The following is a 22,762-nucleotide window of genomic DNA, read 5'->3' as shown; positions in this document are numbered from 1 at the left end:
ATAGGGAGGAAATGCCCGGCCGTCCGGTGCTACGGTGCGGGAGCCGGCCGCGGGACTCCGGTGCGACTTCCGGAATACGTGATGTAACGCGATGATTCGCTGTCGCTCCTCCATTCCCCGGCCGGCATCCCTCCCCTTTTCGCCGACCCGAGGGCACCGGATGAGCGAGACGTTCGCGGACCTGATCGCGTGCGAGGACGCGCTGATGTTCGTCAACGCGGCGATCACCTCCACCGGGCAGCGCGAATTCCACCACGCCTCCGGTGCGCAGCGCCTCTCGCTCGAATTCCTGCACGAGTACATGCTCGTCGGCCACCGCGAGATCTACGCGTCCGCGCTCGCGCTCGACATCAACGACCACAACGCCGCGCTGATCATCCGGAACCTTCTCGTACGGGCGGGCGCCGCCGGCCCCGGCCGCCGCCGGCACGAGGGCCGGCTGATCGCGCGGCGCCTGGAGCTGCTGCCGCAGCAGCGCGTCCACCGGCTGTTCCGCGAGCTGCGCGACCTGCGCGTCAACAACCGCCGCACGCGCGCGATCATCCGCGACTGGTTCGACGGACGCCGCGACCCGGCGTTCGACGCCGTCAAGTACCGCGGCGGCGTCAAGGCCGCGCTCAGGCACGCCCACCTCGCGCCCGGCGGCGAGCTCGGCGCGTTCCTCTTCGCCCCGCATTCGGTGAAGAGGTACGAGACGCCGGTGCTCGAGAAATGGCGCCGGGCCCATTACGAGGAGGCGGCGATCTACGAACTCCCGTTCACCGTCGCGCAGGGCTTCGCCGCCAAGCACGCCGTTCCCCGCGAGCGCTTCCTGGCCGGGATCGAGCGCCGCATGACCCGCCTCGAGCGCCTTCGCCACCAGGAGAGCGCGCGCGACGCCGTCGCGCCGCGCACCGACCTGTCGGCCATGCCGCTGACCCGGCTCGCGTCCTATGTCCTGTCCCTTCCGCTGGACGACCGCGCCGCGCGCCGCGCCGAGCTCACCGGCGCGCTCCGGGCGGCGGCCCGCCGTGTCGCGGGCGCGTCCGCCGGACGCTGGGGAGCCGTCACCGCCGTCCTGGACGACAGCCACTCCACGTCCGGCTCGGGCCACAAGCGCCGCCGCCCCCTCGCGGTCGCGCTCGCCGCGTCCTTCCTGCTGGACGCGCTCGCGGCGCCGGGCCGCTACGTTCCGCTCTGGACGTCCGGCCGCACCGACGAAACGCTGCTCTACCCGTTCGGCCCGACGCCGCTCGGCGAGCGTATCCTCGACGCCCTCGACACCGCCCCCGACCGGCTGATCATCGTCTCGGACGGCTGGGACAACGCCCCGCCCGGCCTCGCCGCCGACGTCCTGCGCATCTGGCGGACCCGGCTCGACCCGGACCACCGCGTCGCGATCACGCATCTCAACCCGGTGTACGACGCCGACGGCTTCGATGTCCGCCGCCTCGCGCCGGGCGTCCCGACCGCCGGCATCCGCGACGCCGAGGACCTCCCGTCCCTGGTCGAGCTCGCGCGCTTCGCCGAGGGCCGCGCGGGCCTGGCCGACCTGCGCGCCCACCTCGACGAGAAGACCGCCCGCTTCCTGGAGACCCCATGACCTTCCGCCTCGACGGCCTGCGCACCGGGACGGGGCAGACGTGGGGCTCGGTACGCCTCGTCCCCCTCCTGCGGGACGAGCCCGTCCCGCACCTGCGGCTGCACCGCAAGGCGTACGAGGAGCCGTTCTCCGTCGTGGACGTCGGCGGCGGCGCCGTCTACACCTCGTTCGTCCCGCACGCGTTCGTGGCGTCCTGGACCGGACGCGAGGAGTCCCCCGCCGCGTCCTACGGGACCCGCCTCCTGGAGCGGGACACCTCGTCCGTACCGGGCATGCCGATCCGGACGACCCGCCGCATGGCGCGGAAGGCGGGCGGGGACCGGCTGCGCTTCCTGCCGCTGCACTTCGCCGTCGAGGGCTATCTCGCGCTGCACTTCGGCGGCCCCGAGATCGTCTGGGAGGAGTGGTCGCGCCGGGCGGTCGACCGCGGCCTGTCGCCCCGCTCCGAGCAGGCATATTCCGGCTTCCGCGTCGGCGGGCTGGAGGAGGCGCTCCGCATTTTCGAGATCCATCCGGGGCAGTGCGGCGTCCTCGTCTACCTCGCCGACTCGCTCGCGGGCGCCTTCGTCACTCCGCACCCCGACGACTACCGCGCCCTGCACGCCACCCTCGTCGAGGACCTCTACGGCGAGCTGATCTACACCTACGGCCTGCTCGGCGCGCCCGCGGGGAACGTCACCGCCCCGATCGACGACGCGGAGATCCGCTCCCTCCGGGACCTCCGCGCCGCCGCCGTCCGCCGCGCGCGGGAGTGGGCCGACTTCCACGACGAGGTCATGGCCGGGCAGCTGTTCGACCCCGAGGCCGCCTACCAGACCGTCCAGTCCCTGAACGGCTTCGAGCTGTCGCGGTTCCTGCCGTCGTTCGCCCTCCGCCGCGAGAACCACATCGGCGAGACGATCACCGACGAGCGCGGACGCGTCGCCTACCTGAAGACGTTCCGGCTCTCCGACGCGCAGGTGCGCCGCGGCCACCTGCTCAAGCGCCTCGCCGCCCACGACTGGCGCCTGGACGCGACCGCCGCCGCGCTCGGCGTCACCGAGGCCGCGCTCGTCCACCGCCTGGAGCACGCGGGCTTCGGCCACCTGCTCCGCCGGGACGTCCGTGACGGATACCGCGCCGCCCGCCGCTGAACGGCGCCTGCTCGCCACCGCGCGCGCCGCGGGGAACGCCGGCGACACGGCCGGGCTCCCGGTGGGCCGCCCGGCCGCCCCGGCCCCTCAGCGCAGGCCGGTGAAGAGGTCGTCCTCGTGCTCCGGGGTCTCCACGCGGGAGAAGCGGCGGACGAACGCCTCCTGCGAGAACACCATGAACTGGACCTCCTCGGGGAGGCGCAGCAGGAAGATGTTCTCGCCCTGGCTGGCGTGCGCCTCCAGGGCCTTCCGCTTGGCGTCCACGTGCGCGGACACGTCGAGGACGGCGCTGATCAGCTCGTCCGGGGTGCCGAAGTCGGCGGGCGGCTCGAAGCCGAGGTCGAGGCCCGCCTCCCGCGCGAACTCCAGCATCCGCCCGATCCCCGAGCGGGGGATCGCGGTGTAGTACAGCTTGTCGGGGATGCCGGTCCGCTCGGCCGCGTCCACGGCGATGCGGTGCGCCTGGATGTGGTCGGGGTGCCCGTACCCGCCGATCTCGTCGTAGGTGACGACGACCTGCGGCCGGTACCGCTCCATCAAAGCGGCCAGCCGCCCGGACGAGACGTCCAGGGGGATGTTGGCGAACGCCTCCGGGTGGTCGTTGGTCGCCCAGCCCTCCATGCCGGAGTCCTGATGGCCGAGCAGCTCGACGTGGTCGATGCCGAGCAGCGCGGCGGACTCGCGGAGCTCGGCGAGGCGGCGCTCGGCGACCTCGGCGGCGTTGTGGCCGGGCTCGCCGGGCTTCACGCCGCCCGAGTCGTCGCCCTGCTCCCCGTTCGTGCAGGTGACGAGGACGGTGCGGATCCCCTCGGCGGCGGACCGCGCCAGCAGGCCGCCGGTGCCGAGCACCTCGTCGTCGGGATGGGCGTGGACCGCCATCAGAGTGAGTTCTCGCTGCATCGTCGGGACTCCCGGGGGGATGATCATCGGACCCCGTCCACTGTACGTTCGCGGTCCGGTGGTCGAACCCTTCGACGGCGGGGCCTTCATGCCGTACGGTCCCGGTATGGGGTCGCCTCTCATCCTGCTCGACGTCGACGGCGTGCTGAATCCCTTCGAGCGGCCCCACCGGGGTTTCCGCCGGCACAGATGCTCGCCGAACGGCGTGACGTTCCGGCTGTGGCTGAACAGGAAGCACGGTCCGGCGCTGGTGCGGCTGGCCGAGACGACCGGCGCGGAACTGGCGTGGGCGAGCTACTGGTGCGACCACGCCAACGAGTGGATCGCTCCGAGGGTCGGGCTGCCGGAGCTGCCGTTCGTGCCGATCCCGCGGTTCCCCGGTGTGGAGGGCGGCTCGCTGGGGGCGTGGAAGGCCCGTCACGTCGCCGAATGGGTGGAGCGGAGGCCGTTCGTCTGGTTCGAGGACGAGCCGGACGCCACCGACCACATCGCCGCCGAGCCGGGCGTGGGCGAGCACCTCCTCGTTGCCGTCGACCCTGCGCGCGGGCTGACCGACGACCATCTCGACGTCGCCGCCGGCTGGCTCCGCGCCCTGGTTTGACCGCGGAGCCCGCTCCCTCGGGAGCGTGACGTCAGGGGCCACTTACCTCCGGGTGTCGGAGACGGCAGTATGGACGCCTGCAACGGGCTCTGACGAAGGAGTGTCCATGGGTTCTCTCGCCGGTCGTACCGCGCTGGTCACCGGAGGTGGCCGGGGGATCGGCAGGGCCATCGCGCTCGCCCTCGCCGCGGACGGCGCGCGGGTCGGCATCGCCTACCGCCGGGACGAGGAGGCGGCCGCCGAGACCGCCGCCGACATCGAGGCGGCCGGTGCGGCCGGCCGGGCGTTCCGCGCGTCCGTCGACGACCTGGCCGAGTGCCGGAGCCTCGCCGCCCGGGTGGAGGACGCGTTCGGCGCCTGCGACATCCTCGTCCACTGCGCCGGGATCGCCAGCCGCGGCGACAGCGTGGCCGACACCGACCCGGCCGAGCTGGAGCGCGTCCTGCGCGTCCACGCGTTCGGCCCTCACCACCTCAGCCAGGCGCTGCTGCCGCTCATGAGGCGGGCCGAGCGCAGCGACATGGTGTTCGTGTCCAGCGTCGCCACGGACCTGATGGCGGCGTTCAGCGGCCCTTACTCCATGGGGAAGGCCGCGATGGAAGCGCTCGCGCTGACGCTCGCGAAGGAGGAGCGCGGCCACGGCATGCACGTCAACATCGTCGCGCCGGGCATCGTCGACACCGACATGGGGCGCCGCCTCGTCCGGGCCACCATGGGCCTGGACGACATCAGGCAGCACGACGCGTCGTCGCCGTACGGGCACGTGTGCACCCCGGGGGAGGTCGCCGACGTGGTCCGGTTCCTGGTGTCGGACGCCGCGTCCTACGTCACGGGGCAGCGGATCGTCGTGGACGGCGGCACCTTCTGAGGCGTCAGTGGCGCGTCCAGTCCGGCTGGACGAAGTCCGCGACCCGGACGTCGCGGCCCAGCAGCACGACCTCGCGGAACTGCCACAGCATCGCGCCCGTCGGGGCGTGGACGCGCCACCGCGGTCCGAGCCACATCTGCAGGAGCCGGCCGCCGTCCTCCTGCGGCACCCACATCGGGGTGTCGTCGGCGGCCAGCTTCCGCAGGGTCGCGTAGTGGACGGAATGCACCTCGTCCGGGCTCGGCCGCAGCGGACCGGGATCCTCCAGCGCGACCACCACCGGTGTGATGGCGAACCCGGACGCCGCGGGGAAGTCGTCCAGCCGCCCGAGGACGTCGCCCGGCCCCGCCTCCAGGCCGATCTCCTCGCGCAGCTCCCGCAGCGCCGCCTCCTCCGGCGACTCGCCCGGCTCCAGCCGGCCGCCCGGCAGCCCCCACTGCCCCGCGTTCCGCCCCCGGTACGCCCGCTTGATCACGATCACGGACGGGACGCCACCGTGCTCCACCACGCACAGCACCACGCCCGCACGCCGCAGGTCCGGCGCGTCCGGGACGGTCGTGTGGGCGAACGAGGCGAGCCGCTCGGCGGCGAGCCGGTGGAACGCGGCGAGATCGTCGACAGGGCCGTCGAGGGGGTCGCTCATGGGTCGATCGTCGCAGGAGCCAGAGGTGGTTTACGAACGGGGCGAGGGCCGCGTCCGGCGCGCACGTCTCGACCGGGAGGGCCGCCGCCCGGCACGCGGGCGGAGGATGCCGCGCGTCCGCTCGGGTAGGGGTCGTCTCACCATTCCAGGCCAGCCGTCGCGTTTCTTCATAACCACGCGCCGCCGCCCGACCTACCGTGAGGATATGATCGAACATATGAGCGATATCGACACCTCCGCCCTGCGCGCCCAGATGGGACCGGCCACCGAGGCCGCGGTGCGGATCGTCCGGGAGGTACCGGACGACCGCCTGGACGCGCCGACGCCCTGCCCCGACTGGGACCTGCGGGCCCTCGTGAACCACTTCCTCTACTGGAACGCGTGCGGGGAGACCGCCGCGCGGAGGCGGCCGCCGGCCGGGCCGGGGGAGGACCACGACTTCACCGCCGAACCCGGCTGGGCCGACCGGTTCGCGGAGCAGGCCGCCAGGACCGCCGCCGCCTGGGACGACCCGGCCGCGTGGGAGGGCGCGACCAGCCTCACCGGCGGCAAGGACGGCATGCCGGCGTCCGTCATCGGCGGGATCGTCCTCAGCGAGCTCGTCCTGCACGGATGGGACGTCGCCGCCGCGCTCGGCCGCGACCCCGGCTTCCCGCCCGGGGTCCTCGACGCCGTCTGGGGCCACCTCGTCCCGACCGCGGAGATGGGCCGCGAATTCGGGGCGTTCGGCGCGGAGGTGCCCGTCCCGGCGGACGCCCCGCTCCTGCACCGCGTCCTCGGCCTGGCCGGCCGCGACCCGCACTGGACGCCCTGACCGGAGACCGGCGGCGGCGCGCCGACGGCCTGGCGCGAGCCGCCGCCGCGGCGCTCTACCCTTGAGGGCATGGCTTCCACGTCTTCGATCCGGGTGCGATTCGCGCCGTCACCGACCGGCATGTTCCATGTGGGCGGCGCCCGCTCCGCGCTGTTCAACTGGGTGATCGCCGCGCAGTCGGGCGGGACGCTCGTACTCCGCATCGAGGACACCGACGCGTCCCGCAACAGCCCCGAGTGGACCGAGGGCATCATCCGCGCCCTCGCCTGGCTCGGCATGGACGGCGAGCAGTACGAGGGCCCCTACTTCCAGTCCGCCAACGCCGACAAGCACGCCGAGGCGGCGGCGCGGCTTCGCGAGCAGGGCCGCGCCTACTACTGCGAGTGCACCCGCGACGCCGTGACCGCCCGCACCGGCGACCAGCACAAGGGCTACGACGGGTTCTGCCGCGACCGCGGCCTGGAGCCCGGCCCGGCCCGCGCCCTCCGGTTCCGCACCCCTGACGAGGGCCAGACCACGGTCATCGACCTGCTGCGCGGCAAGCCCGTCTTCGAGAACGCCGTCCTGGAGGACTTCGTCATCGCCCGCGCCGACGGCTCGGTGACGTTCCTGCTGGCCAACGCCGTCGACGACATGAGCCAGGGCATCACGCACGTCGTCCGCGGCGAGGAGCACCTGTCGAACGCGCCGAAGCAGCAGCTGCTGTGGGAGGCGCTCGGCTGCGAGCCGCCCGTGTGGGCGCACGTCCCCGTGATCGTCAACGAGAAGCGGCAGAAGCTGTCCAAGCGGCGCGACAAGGTCGCCCTGGAGGACTACCGCGCCGAGGGCTACCTCGCCGAGGCCATGCGCAACTACCTGATGCTGCTCGGCTGGGCCCCGGCCGGCGACCGCGAGATCGTGCCGTGGGACGTCATCGTCGACGAGTTCCGCATCGAGGACGTCAACACCTCGCCCGCCTTCTTCGACGTCAAGAAGCTCCGCGCGATCAACGGCGAGTACATCCGCGCGCTCCCGGTGGAGAAGTTCACCGCCGCGTGCCTGCCCTTCCTCCAGAACGCCCCCTTCGACGTGGACGTCGCCGTCTTCGCCGAGCTGGCGCCGCTCGCCCAGACCCGCATCGCGCTCCTCTCGGAGATCGTGGCGATGATCGACTTCGCGTTCCTGGACGAGCCGCCGTCCGACGAGCAGTCCTGGGCCAAGGCGATGAAGGAGCCCGCCGCCGCGATCCTCGCCGACACCGAGGCCGCCTACGCAGACGCGCCCTGGAACGCCGAGGAGCTGAAGAACCGCCTCGAGGCGATCGGCGCCGCGCACGGACTGAAGCTCGGCAAGACCCAGGCGCCCGTCCGCGTCGCCGTCACCGGCCGCACCGTCGGCCTCCCGCTGTTCGAGTCCCTGGAGATCCTCGGCCGCGACCGCACCCTGACCCGCATCGCCGCCGCCCGCGCCCGCCTTGCCTAGCGGAACGTGATGGCCCCGGGGAAGTGGCCGGACGCGCACACGAAGCGCATCCGGCCGCGCCCCGGGGTGCCCAGCGCCACCCGCGTCTCGCCGGTCACCGGCAGGATCACGTCCGTGCCCCGCGCCGGGATGGTGAACGCCCGCGTGTGCCCCCGCGTCTCCCGCGTCCGCAGCACCAGCACCGTCGGCACGCCCGCCCGCGCCGTGACCAGCGCCGGCCGGTAACCCCGGTCGAGCGCCCACACCGTCACGACCTGCGTCCCGGACGCGTCGACCCGCACGAACCGCGCCGACGCCGACGCGGGCGCCGACCCCCCGTCCGGCAGCCACCCCCCGAGCCGCAGCCCGGACAGCAGCGTCCATCCGGCGGCGACCGCCAGCACGGCGGCGGGCAGCGCCGCCGCCCGCCCCCGCAGCACGTCCAGGACGCGTCCGGCCGCGAGCCCCGCCAGCAGGAAGAAGGGCACCGTCCCCAGCACGAACGCGCCGAGCACCACGGCCCCGCCCAGAGCGGACCCGGACGAAACGGCCAGCAGCTCCACGGACAGGGTCAACCCGCACGGCACCAGCACGGTGGCGGCCCCCAGCCCCCACGCCCGCCACCCCCAGCCGCCCTTCACGGGCTGCTCCGCCCGCGCGGACCGCTCGCCATCGCCCCGCTCCCCGCATCGCCCGGGAACCCCTCCCGCGCGCGCCTCCGCACCGAGTCCGGCGAAGTCCTTCGCCGGCGGAGCGGCGCAGGTGTCCGCGGCCCTGCCGCGGCGGACGAGGCGGCGGGCCGGAGCGAACCCCAGCAGGTCCAGGGCGAAGAGCAGCAGCACCAGCGCGGCGCCGATGAGGAGGGCGCCGCGCACCCGGGGACCGGGCTGGAGCGCCGCGCCCGCGAGGCCGAGGAAGGCGCCCAGCGCGGTGTGCGCGGCCAGCTTGCCCGCGAGGAACGCGGCGGCCGGGCGCGGGCCGCCGCCGTCGCGGACCGCACCGGCGAGCAGCCCCAGCTGGACGGCGGCGCACGTGGTGCCTCCCGCCAGCAGGCCCGTCCCGGCGCCCGCGAGGAACAGCGCGGTGATGTCAGCGGTACCGCCCACGGGCCACCTCCGCAGCGGAACCCTCCCCGCGCGAGGACGCCGCGAAGCGTGCGGCGCCGGCTACACCTCGGTGTCCCCGGCGGGCACGACGGTCTCGCGGAGCTCGGCGAGGCGCCGCCTGAGCTCGGCGAACTCGCCGCGCGCGGCGGCGGGGACGTGCTTGCCGAGCGTCTCGGCCTGCTCCTCCACCGCGGCCAGGCGCTCGGCGGCGGCCGCGCCGACGGAACGGGCCTGGAGCAGGGCCGCCTGCTCGCGCAGCTGCGCGCCCTGCTCGCGGAGCCTGCGGTTCTTGGCGTGCAGCTCCACGAACACCGACACCTTCGCCCGCAGCACCCACGGGTCGAAGGGCTTGGAGATGAAGTCGACCGCGCCCGCCGCGTAGCCGCGGAACGCGTAGTCGGGGTCGCTGTTCACCGCCGTCAGGAAGATGATGGGGACGTCGCGGGTCTTCTTGCGGCGTTTGATGTCGCGGGCCGTCTCGAACCCGTCCATGCCGGGCATGACGACGTCGAGCAGGATGACGGCGTACTCGTCGGTGAGCAGCGCCTTGAGCGCCTCCTCGCCCGACCGCGCGCGGACCAGGTCCTGATCGAGGGAGCTGAGGATGGCCTCGAGCGCGATGAGGTTCTCCACGCGGTCGTCCACGAGCAGGATCCTGGCCTTGCCGTCCACGCGCCGCCCCTCTCCGAATCCGGTCACCGGGCCCCGTCACCGGCGATGGAGGGTTGCACCCAGGTCCGCATGACGTCAAGCAGATGGTCCACGTCGACGGGCTTCGGGACGTAGTCCGACGCGCCGGACGCCAGGCTCTTCTCCCGGTCGCCCTTCATCACCTTCGCCGTGATGACGATGATGGGCAGATCCGCGAACTGCGGCATCTCCCGGATCGCGGCGGTCGTCGCGTAGCCGTCGAGGCCCGGCATCATCACGTCCATCAGCACGACCGTGACGTCGGGGTTGCGCTGCAGCGCGTCGATGCCCGCCTGCCCGTCCTCCGCGTACAGGACCTCCATCCCGTAGCCCTCCAGGACGCTCGTCAGCGCGAACACGTTCCGGACGTCGTCGTCGACGATGAGGACCTTCCGCCCGGACAGCACGGCGTCAAGGAAGTCGGCGGGCGGCGTCTCCAACAGCCCGTTCGCGATCCCGGCGGGAGGCCGGGCCGAGGCCGGCTCGCGGCCGGAGCCCGCCCCCGCCTCGCCCGCCGGCGCCGGGAGCGCGGACGCCTCGGCCGGCGCCTCGGCGGGCGCCGGCACGATCCGGCGGCGCCCGTCCGGCTCGGTGTAGCGGGCGGGCAGGTACAGCGTGAACACGCTGCCCCGGCCGGGCTCGCTCTCGGCGTGGATCTCGCCGCCCAGCAGCCGCGCGATGTTCCGGCTGATGGACAGGCCGAGGCCGGTGCCGCCGTACCGGCGGGACGTGGTCCCGTCGGCCTGCTGGAACGGCTCGAAGATCTCCTGCAGCTTGTCGGCGCTGACCCCGATGCCCGTGTCGATCACCTGGAACGCGAGGACGTCCGGGTGGTTCCACAGCGTCGGCAGTGTGAACGCGGCGCCGCCGGCCCGCTCGATCCGCAGCCGCACCTCGCCCTCCGAGGTGAACTTCACCGCGTTCGACAGCAGGTTCCGCAGCACCTGCTGCAGCCGCTGCTCGTCGGTGTCGAGGACGGGCGGGACGTCCGGCGCGACCTCCACGCCGAACCGCAGCCCCTTGTCGACCGACAGCGGGCGGAACGTCGCGTCCACGTAGTCGACCAGCTCCGACACCGGGAGCCGCTGGATGTGGACCTCCATCTTGCCCGCCTCGACCTTCGCCAGGTCGAGGATGTCGTTGATGAGCTCCAGCAGGTCGGTGCCGGACTCGTGGATCGTCCGCGCGAACTCGACCTGCTTGTCGGTGAGGTTGCCGCCCGGGTTCTCCGACAGCAGCTTCGCCAGCACGAGCAGGCTGTTCAGCGGCGTCCGCAGCTCGTGCGACATGTTCGCGAGGAACTCCGACTTGTACCGCGAGGAGATCGCCAGCTGCTCGGCGCGCTCCTCCAGGGTCTTGCGGGCCTGCTCGATCTGGAAGTTCTGGATCTCGATCGCCCGGTTCTGCTGGGCCAGCAGCGCCGCCTTCTCCTCCAGCTCGGTGTTGGAGTGGCGCAGCTCGCCCTGCTGGCGCTGCAGCTCGTCCGACCGCTCCTGCAGCTCCTGCGCCAGCCGCTGCGACTCCGCGAGCAGCGCCTCGGTGCGGGTGTTGGCGCGGATCGCGTTCAGCGTCACCCCGATCGTCTCGATCAGCTGCCGGAAGAACGCCAGATGGACGTCGCTGAACCGGCCGAACGACGCCAGCTCGATCGCGCCGAGCACCGCGTCCTCGAACACGATCGGCAGCACGATGATGTTGACCGGGGACGCCTCGCCGAGCCCCGAGCGGATCTTGAGGTAGTCGGCGGGGGCGTCGGAGATCAGCAGGGTCCGGCGCTCCAGCGCGGCCTGCCCGACCAGGCCCTCGCCGAGCCCGAACCGGATCGCGCCGGCCCGGCCGCGCCGCGCCCCGTACCCGGCGATCATGACGAGCTCGGTCTCCTCGCCGCCGTTCTCCGCCAGGTAGAACGCGCCGTACTGGGCGCTCGCGGTCGGCGTCAGCTCCCGGACGATCAGCTCGGCGAGCTGCATCAGGTCGCGGTGGCCCTGCATGAGGCCGCCGATGCGCGCGAGGTTCGTCTTGAGCCAGTCCTGCTCCTCGTTCGCCCGGGTCGTCTCGCGGAGCGTCGCCACCATCAGGTTGACGTTGTCCTTCAGCTCCGCGACCTCGCCGCGCGCCTCCACGGTGATCGTCCGGGTCAGGTCGCCGCGCGCGACCGCGCTCGCCACCGCGCCGATCGCCCGGACCTGCGTGGTCAGGTTCCCGGCCAGCTCGTTGACGCTCTCGGTCAGCCGCTTCCACGTGGCGGACACGCCCTCGACCTCGGCCTGCCCGCCGAGCCGCCCCTCGCTGCCGACCTCGCGGGCGACGCGGGTGACCTCCGACGCGAACGACGACAGCGTGTCGACCATGGTGTTCAGCGTGGTCTTCAGCTCGAGGATCTCGCCCTGCGCGTCCACGTCGATCCGCCGCGTCAGGTCGCCGTGCGCGACGGCGGTCGCGACCTGCGCGATGTTGCGGACCTGGTAGGTCAGGTTGGACGCCATGCCGTTGACGTTGTCGGTCAGGTCCTTCCACATGCCGCCCGCGCCCGGCACGATCGCCTGCCCGCCGAGGCGCCCCTCGGTGCCGACCTCGCGGGCGACGCGGCTGACCTCGTCCGCGAACGCCGACAGCGTGTCGACCATGGTGTTCAGCGTGGTCTTCAGCTCGAGGATCTCGCCCTGCGCGTCCACCTCGATCTTGCGGGTCAGGTCGCCCTGCGCGACCGCCGTCGTGACCTGCGCGATGCTCCGCACCTGCGTGGTGAGGTTGTTCGCCATCGAGTTCACGTTGTCGGTGAGGTTCTTCCACACGCCGCTGACGCCGTGGACGTACGCCTGCCCGCCGAGGCGCCCCTCGGTGCCGACCTCGCGGGCGACGCGGGTGACCTCGTTCGCGAACGCCGACAGCGTGTCGACCATGGTGTTCACGGTGTCCTTCAGGTCGAGGATCTCGCCCTGCGCGTCCACCGTGATCTTCTTGGTCAGGTCGCCGTCCGCGACCGCCGTCGTGACCTGCGCGATGTTGCGGACCTGGTAGGTCAGGTTGGACGCCATGCCGTTGACGTTGTTCGTCAGGTCCTTCCAGACCCCGCTCACGCCGGGCACCCGCGCCTGCCCGCCGAGCCGACCCTCGGTGCCGACCTCGCGGGCGACCCGGGTCACCTCGGACGCGAAGGACGACAGCGTGTCGACCATCGTGTTCACGGTGTCCTTCAGCTCCAGGATCTCGCCCTGCGCCGCCACCGTGATCTTCTTGCCGAGGTCGCCCTCGGCGACCGCCGTCGTGACCTGCGCGATGTTGCGGACCTGGTAGGTCAGGTTGTTCGCCATCGCGTTCACGTTGTCGGTGAGGTTCTTCCAGACCCCGCTGACGCCCGGCACGTTCGCCTGACCGCCGAGCCGCCCCTCCGCGCCGACCTCCCGCGCGACGCGCGTCACCTCGTCCGCGAACGCCGACAGCTGGTCGACCATCTGGTTCACGGTGAGCTTGAGCTCCTGCAGCTCGCCCGTCGCCTCGACGGTCACCTTGCGGGTCAGGTCGCCTTTGGCGACCGCCGTCGTCACCTCCGCGATGTCGCGGACCTGCGCCGTCAGCCGCGACGCCATCACGTTCACCGACGTCGTCACGTCCCGCCAGCGGCCCGTCGTCTTGCGCACCGACGCCTGCCCGCCGAGCCGGCCCTCGGTGCCGACCTCCCGCGCGAACTGCGTGACCTCCCAGGTGAACTGGTCGAGCAGCTCGACCATCCCGTTCACCGAACGGGCCATCCGCAGCAGCTCCCCGCGCATCGGCCGGCCCGCCACCCGCAGCTCCACCCGCGTGTTCAGATCGCCCGCGGCAACCGCCTCCACCACCTGGTGGATCCCGGTCGCCAGATCGGTCAGCTTCCCGATGATGGCGTTGGCGTCCTCGACCCCGGCCGCCCACGTGCCGCGCAGCGTCCCCGGCGCCAGCCTCCCCTGGAGGCTGCCCTCCCTGCCGATCTCCCGCCGCACCCGGCTCAGCCCCGACGTCAGCTGATGCGCGTTCTGCCGGATCTCCTCCAGGATCTCCCCGGCCCGCGCCACGGCGCCCTCGCCCGGAACGCTCAGCTCCTCGCGCGCCTTGCCGTCCCGGACGGCGGCCAGCGCCTTCAGAAGCGGCGCCAGATCGGCGTCGCTGTAGCGCGGTGCGGTGTCGTGGAACCCGCCGTCGAGACGGGCACGGGACGCGGTACGCGGCATGCTCTTCATCCTCCTGGCCCGCGGTCGTCAGGTACCCGGTGAGCGCGCCGCGCCGGTGCGGCCCGCACCTGCACTCTACGTCGCCGTGCGCCCCGCCGCCCCGCATCGCCGCACGCCGCGCAAAGGAACGGCAACGCCCGTCAATGGCGCCCGTAGCCTTCGTGTTACCGTCGGTCGTGTCGTGGCGGGGGACCGCTTTGCCCGGTTGACCTGCCGGGCGGTGGGCGTACGGGGCCGCGTTCACCGCCTATCGTGGGCGGGGGACCGGCCGGTCTGTCACGATGGCAGGGGCCGAGGGCAGCGCAACGAGCGAAGGGCGACAGGTGGATCGGCAGACGGCGTCGGCGACGTTCCCGTCGGCCGCGGCGGCCGTGGCGGACGCGCGCCGGTTCGTCCGCAAGGCCCTCGCCGACTGGGGCGTCGAGGAGCTCGCCGACGACGCCGTCCTGGCCACCAGCGAGCTCGCCACCAACGCCGTCGCCTACGCGGGCACCTCCTTCGACGTGACCTGCCGCCTCGAGGACGGCGCGGTCAGGGTCGAGATCCGCGACCGGCACCCCACCCGCGGCATCGAGATGCCCGGCGTCACCGCGACCAGCGGACGGGGCCTGCCGTCGATCGCGCGCCTCGCCGCCTCCTGGGGCGTCTCCTACGACGGCGGCACCAAGGGCGTCTGGTTCCGGCTGGCACGGCACGGCGCGGTCAACGGCGCCGCACCCTCCTTCGCCGCGTCCGGATCCGCCGTGGACGGCGGGCCCGAGGGCGGCGGGCCGGAGACCGGCGGAGCCGACCGGGCCGACGCGTCCGACGCGTCCGACGCGTCCGGCGCGGCGCACGCGCGGCAGCCGCACCGGAGCCGGGAGTCCCGGCTGAGCGATCAGACGGGGGAGACGCCCGCCGCCGGCGACCGGCTGCTGCGCTCCGCCGCCGCGGTCGAGGCGATGGAGGACGCCGTCGCGACCGTCCGGGACGTCCTCGGCGCCGACGGCGCGGCCGTCCTGCTCACCGAACCCGACGGCCGCCTCATCATGGGCGCCGCCACCGGCACCGCCGCCGAGCTCGAGCCCGGCGAGCTGTCGATCGGCGCGCTCGGCCCCGAGGTCCGCGCCGGCACGCCCTGGATCGCCGCCGACGCGGCCGACCCGACCGCCGCCGCGCTGCGCGCCGCGTCCCTCGCCGCCGCTCCGCTGGCGACCCAGGGCCGCGTCACCGGCGTCATCGTGGCCGTCGCGAACGGCCCCGGCCGCTTCGACGAGGCCGACCGGCTGCGCGTCGGCCGGCTCGCCGATGAGACGTCGCTCGCCCTGGAGCGGGCCAGGGTGGGCGAACTGGAACGATCCTGGCGGGGCTGGCTCAGCTTCGTCGCCGAGGCCAGCGACCTGCTCGCCGGCACCCTCGACCAGGAGCGCACGATGGCGCTCGTCGCCCAGCTCGTCGTCCCCCGCCTCGCCACCTGGTGCGCCGTCTACACCGTCACCGAGGCCGAGGGCGGCGAAGCCCGCCTCGCCTACGTCTGGCACGCCGACGAGAACCGCGCCGACCGGCTGCGCGACCTCCTCGTCCGCGCCCCGGCACCGCCCACCGACGCGACCGGCCCCTGGAACGGCCTCGCCGCCGGGCCGGATCCGGTGTCCGGGGACGGCCCCGATCCCGCCTCCGACACCGGCTCGGACCCGGCCTCCGACACGGTCCACGCCTTCCCGCTCAGCGCCCGCGGCCGCCGCATCGGCGCCCTCGTCATCGGACGCCCCGCCGGCGACCGGTTCCCGCGCAGCGCGATCGAGCTCGCCGAGGAGCTGGGCCGCCGCGCCGCCCTCGCCATCGACAACGCGCGCCTCTTCTCCGCCCAGACCGCGATGAGCAGCGCACTCCAGCGCAGCCTCCTGCCGCCCGGCATCCCCGAGATCCCCGGCCTGGAGGTCGCCGTCGTGTACGAGCCGGCGGGGGAGGGCAGTGAGGTCGGCGGCGACTTCTACGACGTCTTCGAGAGCGGCCCCCCGCGGGGCCGCCCGGGTGGTGCCGCGCCCCGCTGGCGCTTCGCCATCGGGGACGTCTGCGGCACCGGGCCCCAGGCCGCCGCCGTCACCGGCCTCGCCCGGCACGCGCTGCGCATCCTCGCCGCCGAGAACCTGTCCGTCCCCGCCGTGCTGACCCGGCTCAACCGGCTCATCCTCGGCGAGGGCGAGCGGGGCAGGCTGCTGACCCTGCTGCACGGCGAGATCACGCCGCGGCGCGGCCGCGACGGCGTCACGATCCGGCTGTCGAGCGCGGGGCATCCGCCGCCGCTCGTCCTCGCCCCGGACGGCGCCGTGCGGGAGGCGTCGTCGCCGCAGCCGCTGCTCGGGGTGTTCGACGGTGTGGAGTTCCACACCGACACCGTCGAGCTGCGCCGCGGCGAGGTGCTGCTGTGCGTGACCGACGGGGTCACCGAGCGGCGCTCCGGCGGCCGGCTGCTCGGCGACGGCCACGGCCTGGAACGGCTGCTGGCAGGCTGTACGGGGCTCAGCGCCGGTGCCGTCGCCGCGCGCATCCAGCGCGCGGTGCGCGACTTCGGCGCCGAGCCGTCCAACGACGACGTTGCCCTCATCGTTCTGCGGGCGTCATGATGAACACCAACAATCGGTAAGGTGGGGTGGCGTGGGGCTTGCCTTGCACACGACGCGACAGGACGGCCGCGCGACGATCGCCGCGCGCGGCTCCATCGACCTGCACTCCTCCGACGAACTGCGGGCTCGGTTGACCGAGCTCGTGGACGCCGGGGAGCGCGAGGTCGTCGTCGACCTGACGGCGGTCGACTTCTGTGATTCCTCGGGGCTGAACGTCCTCGTCCGCGCATACAAACACGCGCGCGCGCAGAACGCGACGCTGACCGTGACCGGCGCCTACGGCCGGGTCGAGAACGTCCTGCGCACCACGGGCCTCGACCGGTTCCTCATCGCCGACGCGGCGGACGGGGCACCGGAGGAGGCGCCGGCGGATGGACGCTGACATCGGCCGGCCCCGAGCGGTCCCCGTCCCCGGGCCGCACACCACACGGAACGGCGACCGGGCGGAGTGACCGACCCCATGACCGAGACGACATTGCGCGCGGCACCCCAGACGGAGGCGGTCGAGTACGCGCGGCGCCTCGCCGCCCGCACGATGCGCACCTGGGCGCTGATGGACCGTGAGGAGCTCGTCACCGCCATCGTCGCCGAACTCGTCGCCAACGCCGTCCGGCACGCGGGCACGGCCCTGGAGCTGCGCCTCCTGCGCGGCGCCGGCCGCGTCCGCGTGGAGGTCCGCGACCGCGCCACGCAGCTCCCGCGCCTCACCGTCCCCGGCCCCCTGGACGAATCGCACCGCGGCCTCTTCATCGTCGACCGCTTCGCCTCCTCCTGGGGCGCCGACCCGGTCACCGGCGGCAAGGTCGTCTGGGCCGAGGTCAGTGTCTGAGGCGTCCCGCCGGTTCCGCCGGGACGCGCCGATGGACGCAGAAGAGCCCCGCGCCGTGAGCGGCGCGGGGCTCTCGTCTACGTCCGCCGAGGTCAGGACGACTTGCGGTACAGCTCCGCGACCATGAAGGCCAGGTCGAGGGACTGGCCGCGGTTCAGGCGCGGGTCGCACGCCGTCTCATAGCGCTGGTGCAGATCGCCCTCGACGAGGCCCTCGCCGCCGCCCACGCACTCGGTGACGTCGTCGCCCGTGAACTCGATGTGGATGCCGCCCGGGTGCGTGCCGAGCGCGCGGTGCACCTCGAAGAAGCCCGCCACCTCGTCCAGGACGTCGTCCAGCCGCCGGGTCTTGTGGCCGCTCGGCGCCTCGAACGTGTTGCCGTGCATCGGGTCGCACACCCACGCGACCGGGGCGCCGCCCTGGCTGACCTTCTCGATCAGCGGCGGCAGCGCCTCCCGGATCCGGCCCGCGCCCATGCGCGTGATGAACGTCAGGCGGCCGGGCTCCCCGTCGGGGTTCAGCCGGTCGATCAGCCGCAGCGCGTCGTCGGCTGACGTCGTCGGGCCGAGCTTCACCCCGATCGGATTGCGGATGTGCCGCAGGAACTCCACGTGCGCGCCGTCCAGCTGCCGGGTCCGCTCACCGATCCACAGGAAGTGCGCCGAGACGTCGTAGGGGAGGCCGCTCAGGTGGTCGATCCGCGTCAGCGCCCGCTCGTACTCCAGCAGCAGCGCCTCGTGGCTGGAGTAGAACTCCACTCCGTGGAACTCCTCGGGGTTCGCGCCGCACGCCTTCATGAACGTCAGCGCCCGGTCGATCTCCCCGGCCAGCCGGTCGTAGCGCTTGCCCGCCGGGCTCTGCGCCACGAAGTCCCGGTTCCAGGCGTGCACCTGGCGCAGGTCGGCGTAGCCGCCCTTCGTGAACGCCCGGCACAGGTTCAGCGTGACCGCCGAGCAGTGGTACGCCTTCAGCAGCCGTCGCGGGTCGTTGCGCCGCGAGCCGGCGTCGAACGCCAGCCCGTTCACCGCGTCGCCCCGGTACGCGGGCAGCTCCACCCCGCCGCGGACCTCCGTCGGCTTCGAGCGCGGTTTCGCGAACTGCCCCGCCATCCGCCCGATCTTGACGACCGGGACGCTCGCCGCGTAGGTCAGCACGACCGCCATCTGCAGCAGCGTCTTCAGCTTGTTCTTCACCGCGTCCGCGGTCGACCCGTCGAAGGTCTCCGCGCAGTCGCCGCCCTGGAGGACGAACGCCTCCCCGCGGGTCACCTGCGCGAGCCGGTCCCGGAGCTGGTCGCACTCGCCCGCGAAGACGAGCGGCGGCTGCCGGGACAATTCCGCGGTGACGGCCCGCGCCTCGGCGGGATCGTCCCATTCGGGCTGCTGAAGGGCCGGGAGGTCGCGCCAGGCGTCGAGTTCCCCCGGGACGCTCGAAGTACTCACAGGAAAAGGCTATGGCACGCCCCGTGGTGCGCCGCCAACCCGCCCTCAGACAGCGGAAGGGGCGGCCCCGCGACGGGACCGCCCCTTCCGCTGATCATGCACGTCAGGCGGCGCGCTCCCCGGCGTCCGCCGGGACCGGGCGCCCGACCTCGCCGCCGGCCGCCACCCCCGCCAGCGCGCGCTGCGCCGGCTCGGCCTCCGCCGGCGCGACGTCCGTCGCGTACTGCCGCAGCCGCCGCAGCGAACGGTCCGTGATCTGCCGGACCCGGTTGTGGCTCAGCCCGTACCGGGCGCCGATCTGCGCGTACGACAGCGGCTGGCCGCTGTCCATGCCGAACCGGGCGCGCAGGATCGCCGACTCGCGCTCCGGCAGCCGCTCGAGCAGCCGCCCGAGCCCCTCCGTCTCGTCAAGTGCCAGGACCTCCGCCTCCGGGGTCACGGCCTCCGGATCCTGCAGCAGATCGCCCATCGGCGTCTCGCCCGCGTCGTCGACGGTCGCGTCCAGGCTCGCCGGGTCGCGCCGCCAGCGCAGCAGCTCGTCCACATGCTCCTCCGCCGCGCCCAGCGCGGCGGCCAGCTCCTCGCGGTTCGGCTCGCGGCCGAGGTCGCGGCTCATCTGCCGCTCCGCCCGCCGGAGCCGCGACAGCTCCTCTTCCACATGGACGGGCAGCCGGATCGTGCGGGCCGTGTGGCTCAGCCCCCGCCCGATCGCCTGCCGGATCCACCACGTCGCGTACGTGGAGAACTTGAAGCCGCGCCGGTAGTCGAACTTCTCCACCGCGCGCATCAGCCCCAGGTTCCCCTCCTGAATGAGGTCGATGAGGGGCAACGAGTCGGTCGGGTACTTGCGGGCGATCGAGACGACGAGGCGCAGGTTCGCCTCCACGAAACGCCTCTTGGCGCGCAGCCCCGCCGCGGCCACCTCCTCCAGCTCCTCGCGGGACACCCCCTTCGGGATCGTCCCCTCGTCGAGCAGCTGTTCGGCGTACAGGCCCCCTTCGATCGCCTTCGCCAGATCGACCTCCTCCTCGGCGTCGAGGAGGGGAGTGCGGCCGATCCGGTCGAGGTAGGCCCCGACGAGATCCTTGTCGGGGACGTCGACCCTGTCGCCCTTGGTACGGGTTGCAGCCATCCTGACCCTTCTCCGATGCGATCTCCCTAAGAGGACAACGCCGATCGCAGTTCGGTGATTCCCACGTGGGGAATACTGCGTGGCTGTCAGCCGCTCTATGGGTCCTGATACCCCCGACTGAGGAGACAGCGACATGGCGACCGTCACACTCACCGCCGAGAACTTCGACGAGGTCGCGCAAGGCGACGGGATCGTCCTCGTCGACTTCTGGGCCGACTGGTGCGGTCCCTGCCGCCGGTTCGCGCCCGTGTTCGAGAAGTCGGCGGGCAAGCACGGGGACATCGTGTTCGGCAAAGTCGACACCGAGGCGCAGCCGGAACTGTCCGAGCGGTTCGGCATCGCGTCCATACCTACCCTCATGGCGATCCGCGACGGCATCATCGTCTTCGCCGAGCCGGGAGCGCTGCCCGAGAACGTCCTGGAGAACGTCATCGAGCAGGTGCGCGGCCTGGACATGGACGACGTGCGCAAGCGCGCCCAGTCCTGATCGCCGTGAATGCCGGGTGTCGGCGCGGCGGCGCTCCGGCGAAGACACCCGCCGCGCCGTCCCTCGGCCCCGCCGCATGGACGATGATGGACGGATGCTCGCCGATGTCGTCCCGTACCTGGTGTGCCCCGTGTGCGGGGCGGACCTCGCGCCGGCGGACCGCGGACTGCGGTGCCCCGCCGGGCACGCCTTCGACATCGCGCGGCAGGGCTATGCCAACCTCCTGCCGGGCAACGCCCGCCCGGGGACGGCCGACACGCCCGAGATGGTCCGCGCCCGCGAGGCGTTCCTCGGCGCCGGCCACTTCACATCGCTGTCGAGCCGGCTGGCCCGCACGGTCGCCCACCACGGCGGCGCGGCGCCGCTCGTCCTCGACGCGGGCGCCGGAACAGGCCACTACCTGAGCCGGATCCTGGACGCCGACCCGCACGCGGTGGGCCTGGCCCTGGACATCTCCAAGCACGCCGCCCGCCGCGCCGCCAGGGCCCATGCCCGCGCCGGCGCCATCGTCGCCGACCTCTGGCGCCCCCTGCCGCTCCGCGACGGGGCCGCCGGCTCCGTCGTCAACGTGTTCGCGCCGCGCAACGCCGCCGAGTTCCACCGCGTCCTGCACGGCGACGGCCTGCTCTTCACGGTCACCCCGTCCCCGCGTCACCTCGGATCCCTCATCGGTCCCCTGGGCCTCCTGGCCGTGGACGAACGCAAGACGGAACGCACCGACGCGGCGCTCGCGGGCTACTTCAAGCTCGACCTGCGAGACGAACTGGATGACCAGGTCGTTCTCACCCGTGACGAGGTCACCACGCTCGTCCTGATGGGCCCGAGCGCGCACCACGTGCCCGAGCCCGTCCTGGTGGAGCGCCTGCAGACCCTCCCGGACCCGCTTCCGGTGCCGGTCTCCTTCGTTCTGTCGGTGTACCGGAGACTCGCCTGACGCCGGTCGTCACCGAGGGCTCGGCTAACGGGCGAGCCCTCGCCTGTTGACGGCACGAACGTCTTGGACGATGTCCAGAAGCACCTGCGGAACCTGACCGGGCTCCGCGACGTCCTGCCCGCTCAGGAGATCCTCGCGGCCGTAACGGAACGCCATCGAGACGGACCGTGCGGCACCGCTGAGCAGGATGCGCTGCAGGGCCTGGCCGGCCCGGACCCACTCGGCGGGGGAGTCGCCACGAGTCGCGAGGAGAGCCCGGCGCGACGGCCCCCCGGACGACTCCGGAAGCAGGTGAAGGGTGGCCCCCTCCAGCCGCGCGGCCTCTCCGAGCTCATTGAGCACGGGAAGGGGAGGCGGTGCCCCCTCCGACGGCATGGACGGGAAGGGACGGAGCGTGGCGGCGTAGAGCAAGCGCTCCTCACGCGTGATCCGATGGCGGCCCGCGAGCCGCACCGCCGCCAGCACGGCCGGCCTTCCCGCGTCGGGAAGGAGCCGCACGACCGCCTCGTGCCCGAGCTGCGCGGCCGCGAGCCGCAGGTTCACCACCGCCGCGCCGCAGCTGAGGTGGAGCCCCCGCCCGGCCGGGTCCGGGGCGGGCCGGAACCGGTCGGGATCGGCGTGCACCTCGATCAGCCCCGGCACGATCCGGAACCGCCAGGCGTGCACGTCATGCACCGTCGGCCCCATCGTCGCGGCGACCACCAGGCGTTCCGCCGAAGCGCGGATGGTGACGTTCACGGGGCGCTCCTCCTGCTGTCGGCCGCCGGATCGCCGGAAACACGGATTCCGGACATCCCTCCACGGCGATCCACGGACGGTACCGCAGTGTGACCCGACGCACTCCGCGGGGGAATTACGAGGTCATACGGAGGAATAGTGCCGCCTGCCGCGTGCGGGCGCCAGAGATCGGCGCGGTGGATTTGACGGGTTTCGAGGCGGACCATAATGTTCTCCATGCCCCGAGGGGATGCGGGACGCCGAGAGGCGGACGGCCCCGGGGGGATCGGATCTCCGAAAAACGGTTCGGGCATCGCCCGGAGCGCGGTACGCTGATCTGGTCAGCCCGAGACGGGATGCAGGACGCCGAGAGGCGGCCGGCCCGAAGGGCGCCTCTCACAGAGCGATGCGGGACAGGTTTCTCCTGGCTTGCCGTCGCCGCGCGAGAGACCGGTACGTCACCGACCATGTCGAAAAGATCTTCACGGATCGACTTGACAGTCGGAACGAATCGGGTAAGTTAGTATGGTTGCCCCGGGGCGAGACTCGCGGATGCGGGTTGAGCGCGGTGGGTGTCCGTTTCTTGAGAACTCAACAGCGTGTTAAAAGCCAGTGCCTTTATCGATCCGG

General features: G+C 73.2%; 19 protein-coding genes. 11 read left to right on the top strand and 8 right to left on the bottom strand.

Translation table 11 applies throughout. From position 1 onward, the window contains the following. Positions 1-160: 160 nt before the first annotated feature. Together IE99_RS0118370 and IE99_RS0118365 are read left to right on the top strand one after the other, a co-directional pair. Entirely contained in the window at positions 161-1,582 is a 1,422-nt protein-coding gene (locus tag IE99_RS0118370) for a hypothetical protein (RefSeq protein WP_030171947.1), read from the top strand. Next, positions 1,579-2,715, top strand: coding sequence for an ARPP-2 domain-containing protein (locus IE99_RS0118365; RefSeq protein ID WP_030171944.1), 1,137 nt, complete (start codon positions 1,579-1,581; stop codon positions 2,713-2,715). The genes IE99_RS0118370 and IE99_RS0118365 overlap by 4 nt, the downstream gene beginning before the upstream one ends. Before the next feature lie 87 nt (positions 2,716-2,802). Here IE99_RS0118365 and IE99_RS0118360 read toward each other — a convergent pair whose 3' ends face one another. Then, positions 2,803-3,615 (bottom strand): PIG-L family deacetylase, encoded by an 813-nt coding sequence (locus IE99_RS0118360; protein WP_030171941.1) that lies wholly within the window; start codon positions 3,613-3,615, stop codon positions 2,803-2,805. A gap of 106 nt (positions 3,616-3,721) precedes the next feature. On the opposite strand from IE99_RS0118360, the gene IE99_RS0118355 reads away from it, so the two are divergent. Continuing rightward, a complete protein-coding gene (locus tag IE99_RS0118355; protein WP_030171938.1) occupies positions 3,722-4,216 on the top strand; it encodes an HAD domain-containing protein in 495 nt (164 codons plus the stop codon). Between the two features lie 106 nt (positions 4,217-4,322). Further along, positions 4,323-5,084: an SDR family NAD(P)-dependent oxidoreductase gene (locus tag IE99_RS0118350; RefSeq protein WP_030171935.1), complete on the top strand. Its 762-nt coding sequence runs from the start codon at positions 4,323-4,325 to the stop codon at positions 5,082-5,084. Positions 5,085-5,088: 4 nt separating this feature from the next. Here IE99_RS0118350 and IE99_RS0118345 read toward each other — a convergent pair whose 3' ends face one another. Further along, positions 5,089-5,727, bottom strand: coding sequence for an NUDIX hydrolase (locus IE99_RS0118345; RefSeq protein WP_030171932.1), 639 nt, complete (start codon positions 5,725-5,727; stop codon positions 5,089-5,091). Positions 5,728-5,944: 217 nt separating this feature from the next. Between IE99_RS0118345 and IE99_RS0118340 the strand changes: the two genes are divergently transcribed. After that, on the top strand, positions 5,945-6,541 hold the full coding sequence (locus IE99_RS0118340) for a TIGR03086 family metal-binding protein (RefSeq protein ID WP_037559686.1): 597 nt from the start codon (positions 5,945-5,947) through the stop codon (positions 6,539-6,541). A 69-nt stretch (positions 6,542-6,610) separates the two neighbouring features. Further along, a complete protein-coding gene (gene gltX, locus IE99_RS0118335; protein WP_084219608.1) occupies positions 6,611-8,002 on the top strand; it encodes a glutamate--tRNA ligase in 1,392 nt (463 codons plus the stop codon). Here gltX and IE99_RS0118330 read toward each other — a convergent pair. Genes IE99_RS0118330 through IE99_RS0118320 form a run of 3 tightly spaced genes read right to left on the bottom strand, consistent with a single transcriptional unit; the run spans position 7,999 to position 13,985 of the window. Continuing rightward, positions 7,999-9,087 carry a sulfite exporter TauE/SafE family protein gene (locus IE99_RS0118330; protein ID WP_211258847.1) on the bottom strand — a complete coding sequence of 363 codons (1,089 nt, stop codon included), beginning with the start codon at positions 9,085-9,087 and terminating at the stop codon, positions 7,999-8,001. The two genes, gltX and IE99_RS0118330, sit on opposite strands and share 4 nt — an antisense overlap. Positions 9,088-9,147: 60 nt before the next feature. Next, a complete protein-coding gene (locus IE99_RS0118325; RefSeq protein ID WP_037559710.1) occupies positions 9,148-9,759 on the bottom strand; it encodes a response regulator in 612 nt (203 codons plus the stop codon). Between the two features lie 23 nt (positions 9,760-9,782). Further along, positions 9,783-13,985: a hybrid sensor histidine kinase/response regulator gene (locus tag IE99_RS0118320; protein ID WP_037559685.1), complete on the bottom strand. Its 4,203-nt coding sequence runs from the start codon at positions 13,983-13,985 to the stop codon at positions 9,783-9,785. A 323-nt stretch (positions 13,986-14,308) separates the two neighbouring features. On the opposite strand from IE99_RS0118320, the gene IE99_RS0118315 reads away from it, so the two are divergent. The 3 genes from IE99_RS0118315 to IE99_RS0118305 all read left to right on the top strand — a co-directional run bounded on the left by IE99_RS0118315 (position 14,309) and on the right by IE99_RS0118305 (position 17,420). Next, positions 14,309-16,591 (top strand): SpoIIE family protein phosphatase, encoded by a 2,283-nt coding sequence (locus tag IE99_RS0118315; RefSeq protein ID WP_030171915.1) that lies wholly within the window; start codon positions 14,309-14,311, stop codon positions 16,589-16,591. Between the two features lie 31 nt (positions 16,592-16,622). Next, positions 16,623-16,973, top strand: a complete 351-nt coding sequence (locus tag IE99_RS0118310) for an STAS domain-containing protein (RefSeq protein ID WP_030171912.1) — start codon at positions 16,623-16,625, stop codon at positions 16,971-16,973. A gap of 78 nt (positions 16,974-17,051) precedes the next feature. Continuing rightward, the gene (locus tag IE99_RS0118305; RefSeq protein WP_037559709.1) at positions 17,052-17,420 is read left to right on the top strand and encodes an ATP-binding protein; all 369 of its coding nucleotides are present in this window, start codon (positions 17,052-17,054) and stop codon (positions 17,418-17,420) included. Between the two features lie 92 nt (positions 17,421-17,512). On the opposite strand, the gene IE99_RS0118300 is transcribed toward IE99_RS0118305, so the two are convergent. After that, the gene (locus tag IE99_RS0118300; protein WP_030171907.1) at positions 17,513-18,862 is read right to left on the bottom strand and encodes a class II 3-deoxy-7-phosphoheptulonate synthase; all 1,350 of its coding nucleotides are present in this window, start codon (positions 18,860-18,862) and stop codon (positions 17,513-17,515) included. Between the two features lie 103 nt (positions 18,863-18,965). Next, positions 18,966-19,994, bottom strand: coding sequence for a sigma-70 family RNA polymerase sigma factor (locus IE99_RS0118295; protein ID WP_030171903.1), 1,029 nt, complete (start codon positions 19,992-19,994; stop codon positions 18,966-18,968). A 133-nt stretch (positions 19,995-20,127) separates the two neighbouring features. On the opposite strand from IE99_RS0118295, the gene trxA reads away from it, so the two are divergent. Together trxA and IE99_RS0118285 are read left to right on the top strand one after the other, a co-directional pair. After that, positions 20,128-20,481 carry a thioredoxin gene (gene trxA, locus IE99_RS0118290; protein WP_030171900.1) on the top strand — a complete coding sequence of 118 codons (354 nt, stop codon included), beginning with the start codon at positions 20,128-20,130 and terminating at the stop codon, positions 20,479-20,481. A gap of 76 nt (positions 20,482-20,557) precedes the next feature. Further along, positions 20,558-21,415 (top strand): putative RNA methyltransferase, encoded by an 858-nt coding sequence (locus IE99_RS0118285; RefSeq protein WP_245623256.1) that lies wholly within the window; start codon positions 20,558-20,560, stop codon positions 21,413-21,415. A 24-nt stretch (positions 21,416-21,439) separates the two neighbouring features. On the opposite strand, the gene IE99_RS0118280 is transcribed toward IE99_RS0118285, so the two are convergent. Continuing rightward, the gene (locus IE99_RS0118280; RefSeq protein ID WP_051712708.1) at positions 21,440-22,153 is read right to left on the bottom strand and encodes a P-loop NTPase family protein; all 714 of its coding nucleotides are present in this window, start codon (positions 22,151-22,153) and stop codon (positions 21,440-21,442) included. Between the last annotated feature and the right edge of the window lie 609 nt (positions 22,154-22,762).

It is taken from the genome of Spirillospora albida (assembly GCF_000718255.1).
Taxonomy (GTDB): Bacteria; Actinomycetota; Actinomycetes; order Streptosporangiales; family Streptosporangiaceae; genus Spirillospora; species Spirillospora albida.
The sequence above is the reverse complement of the archived record's forward strand: the minus strand, read 5'-3'. Positions and strand labels throughout refer to the sequence as shown.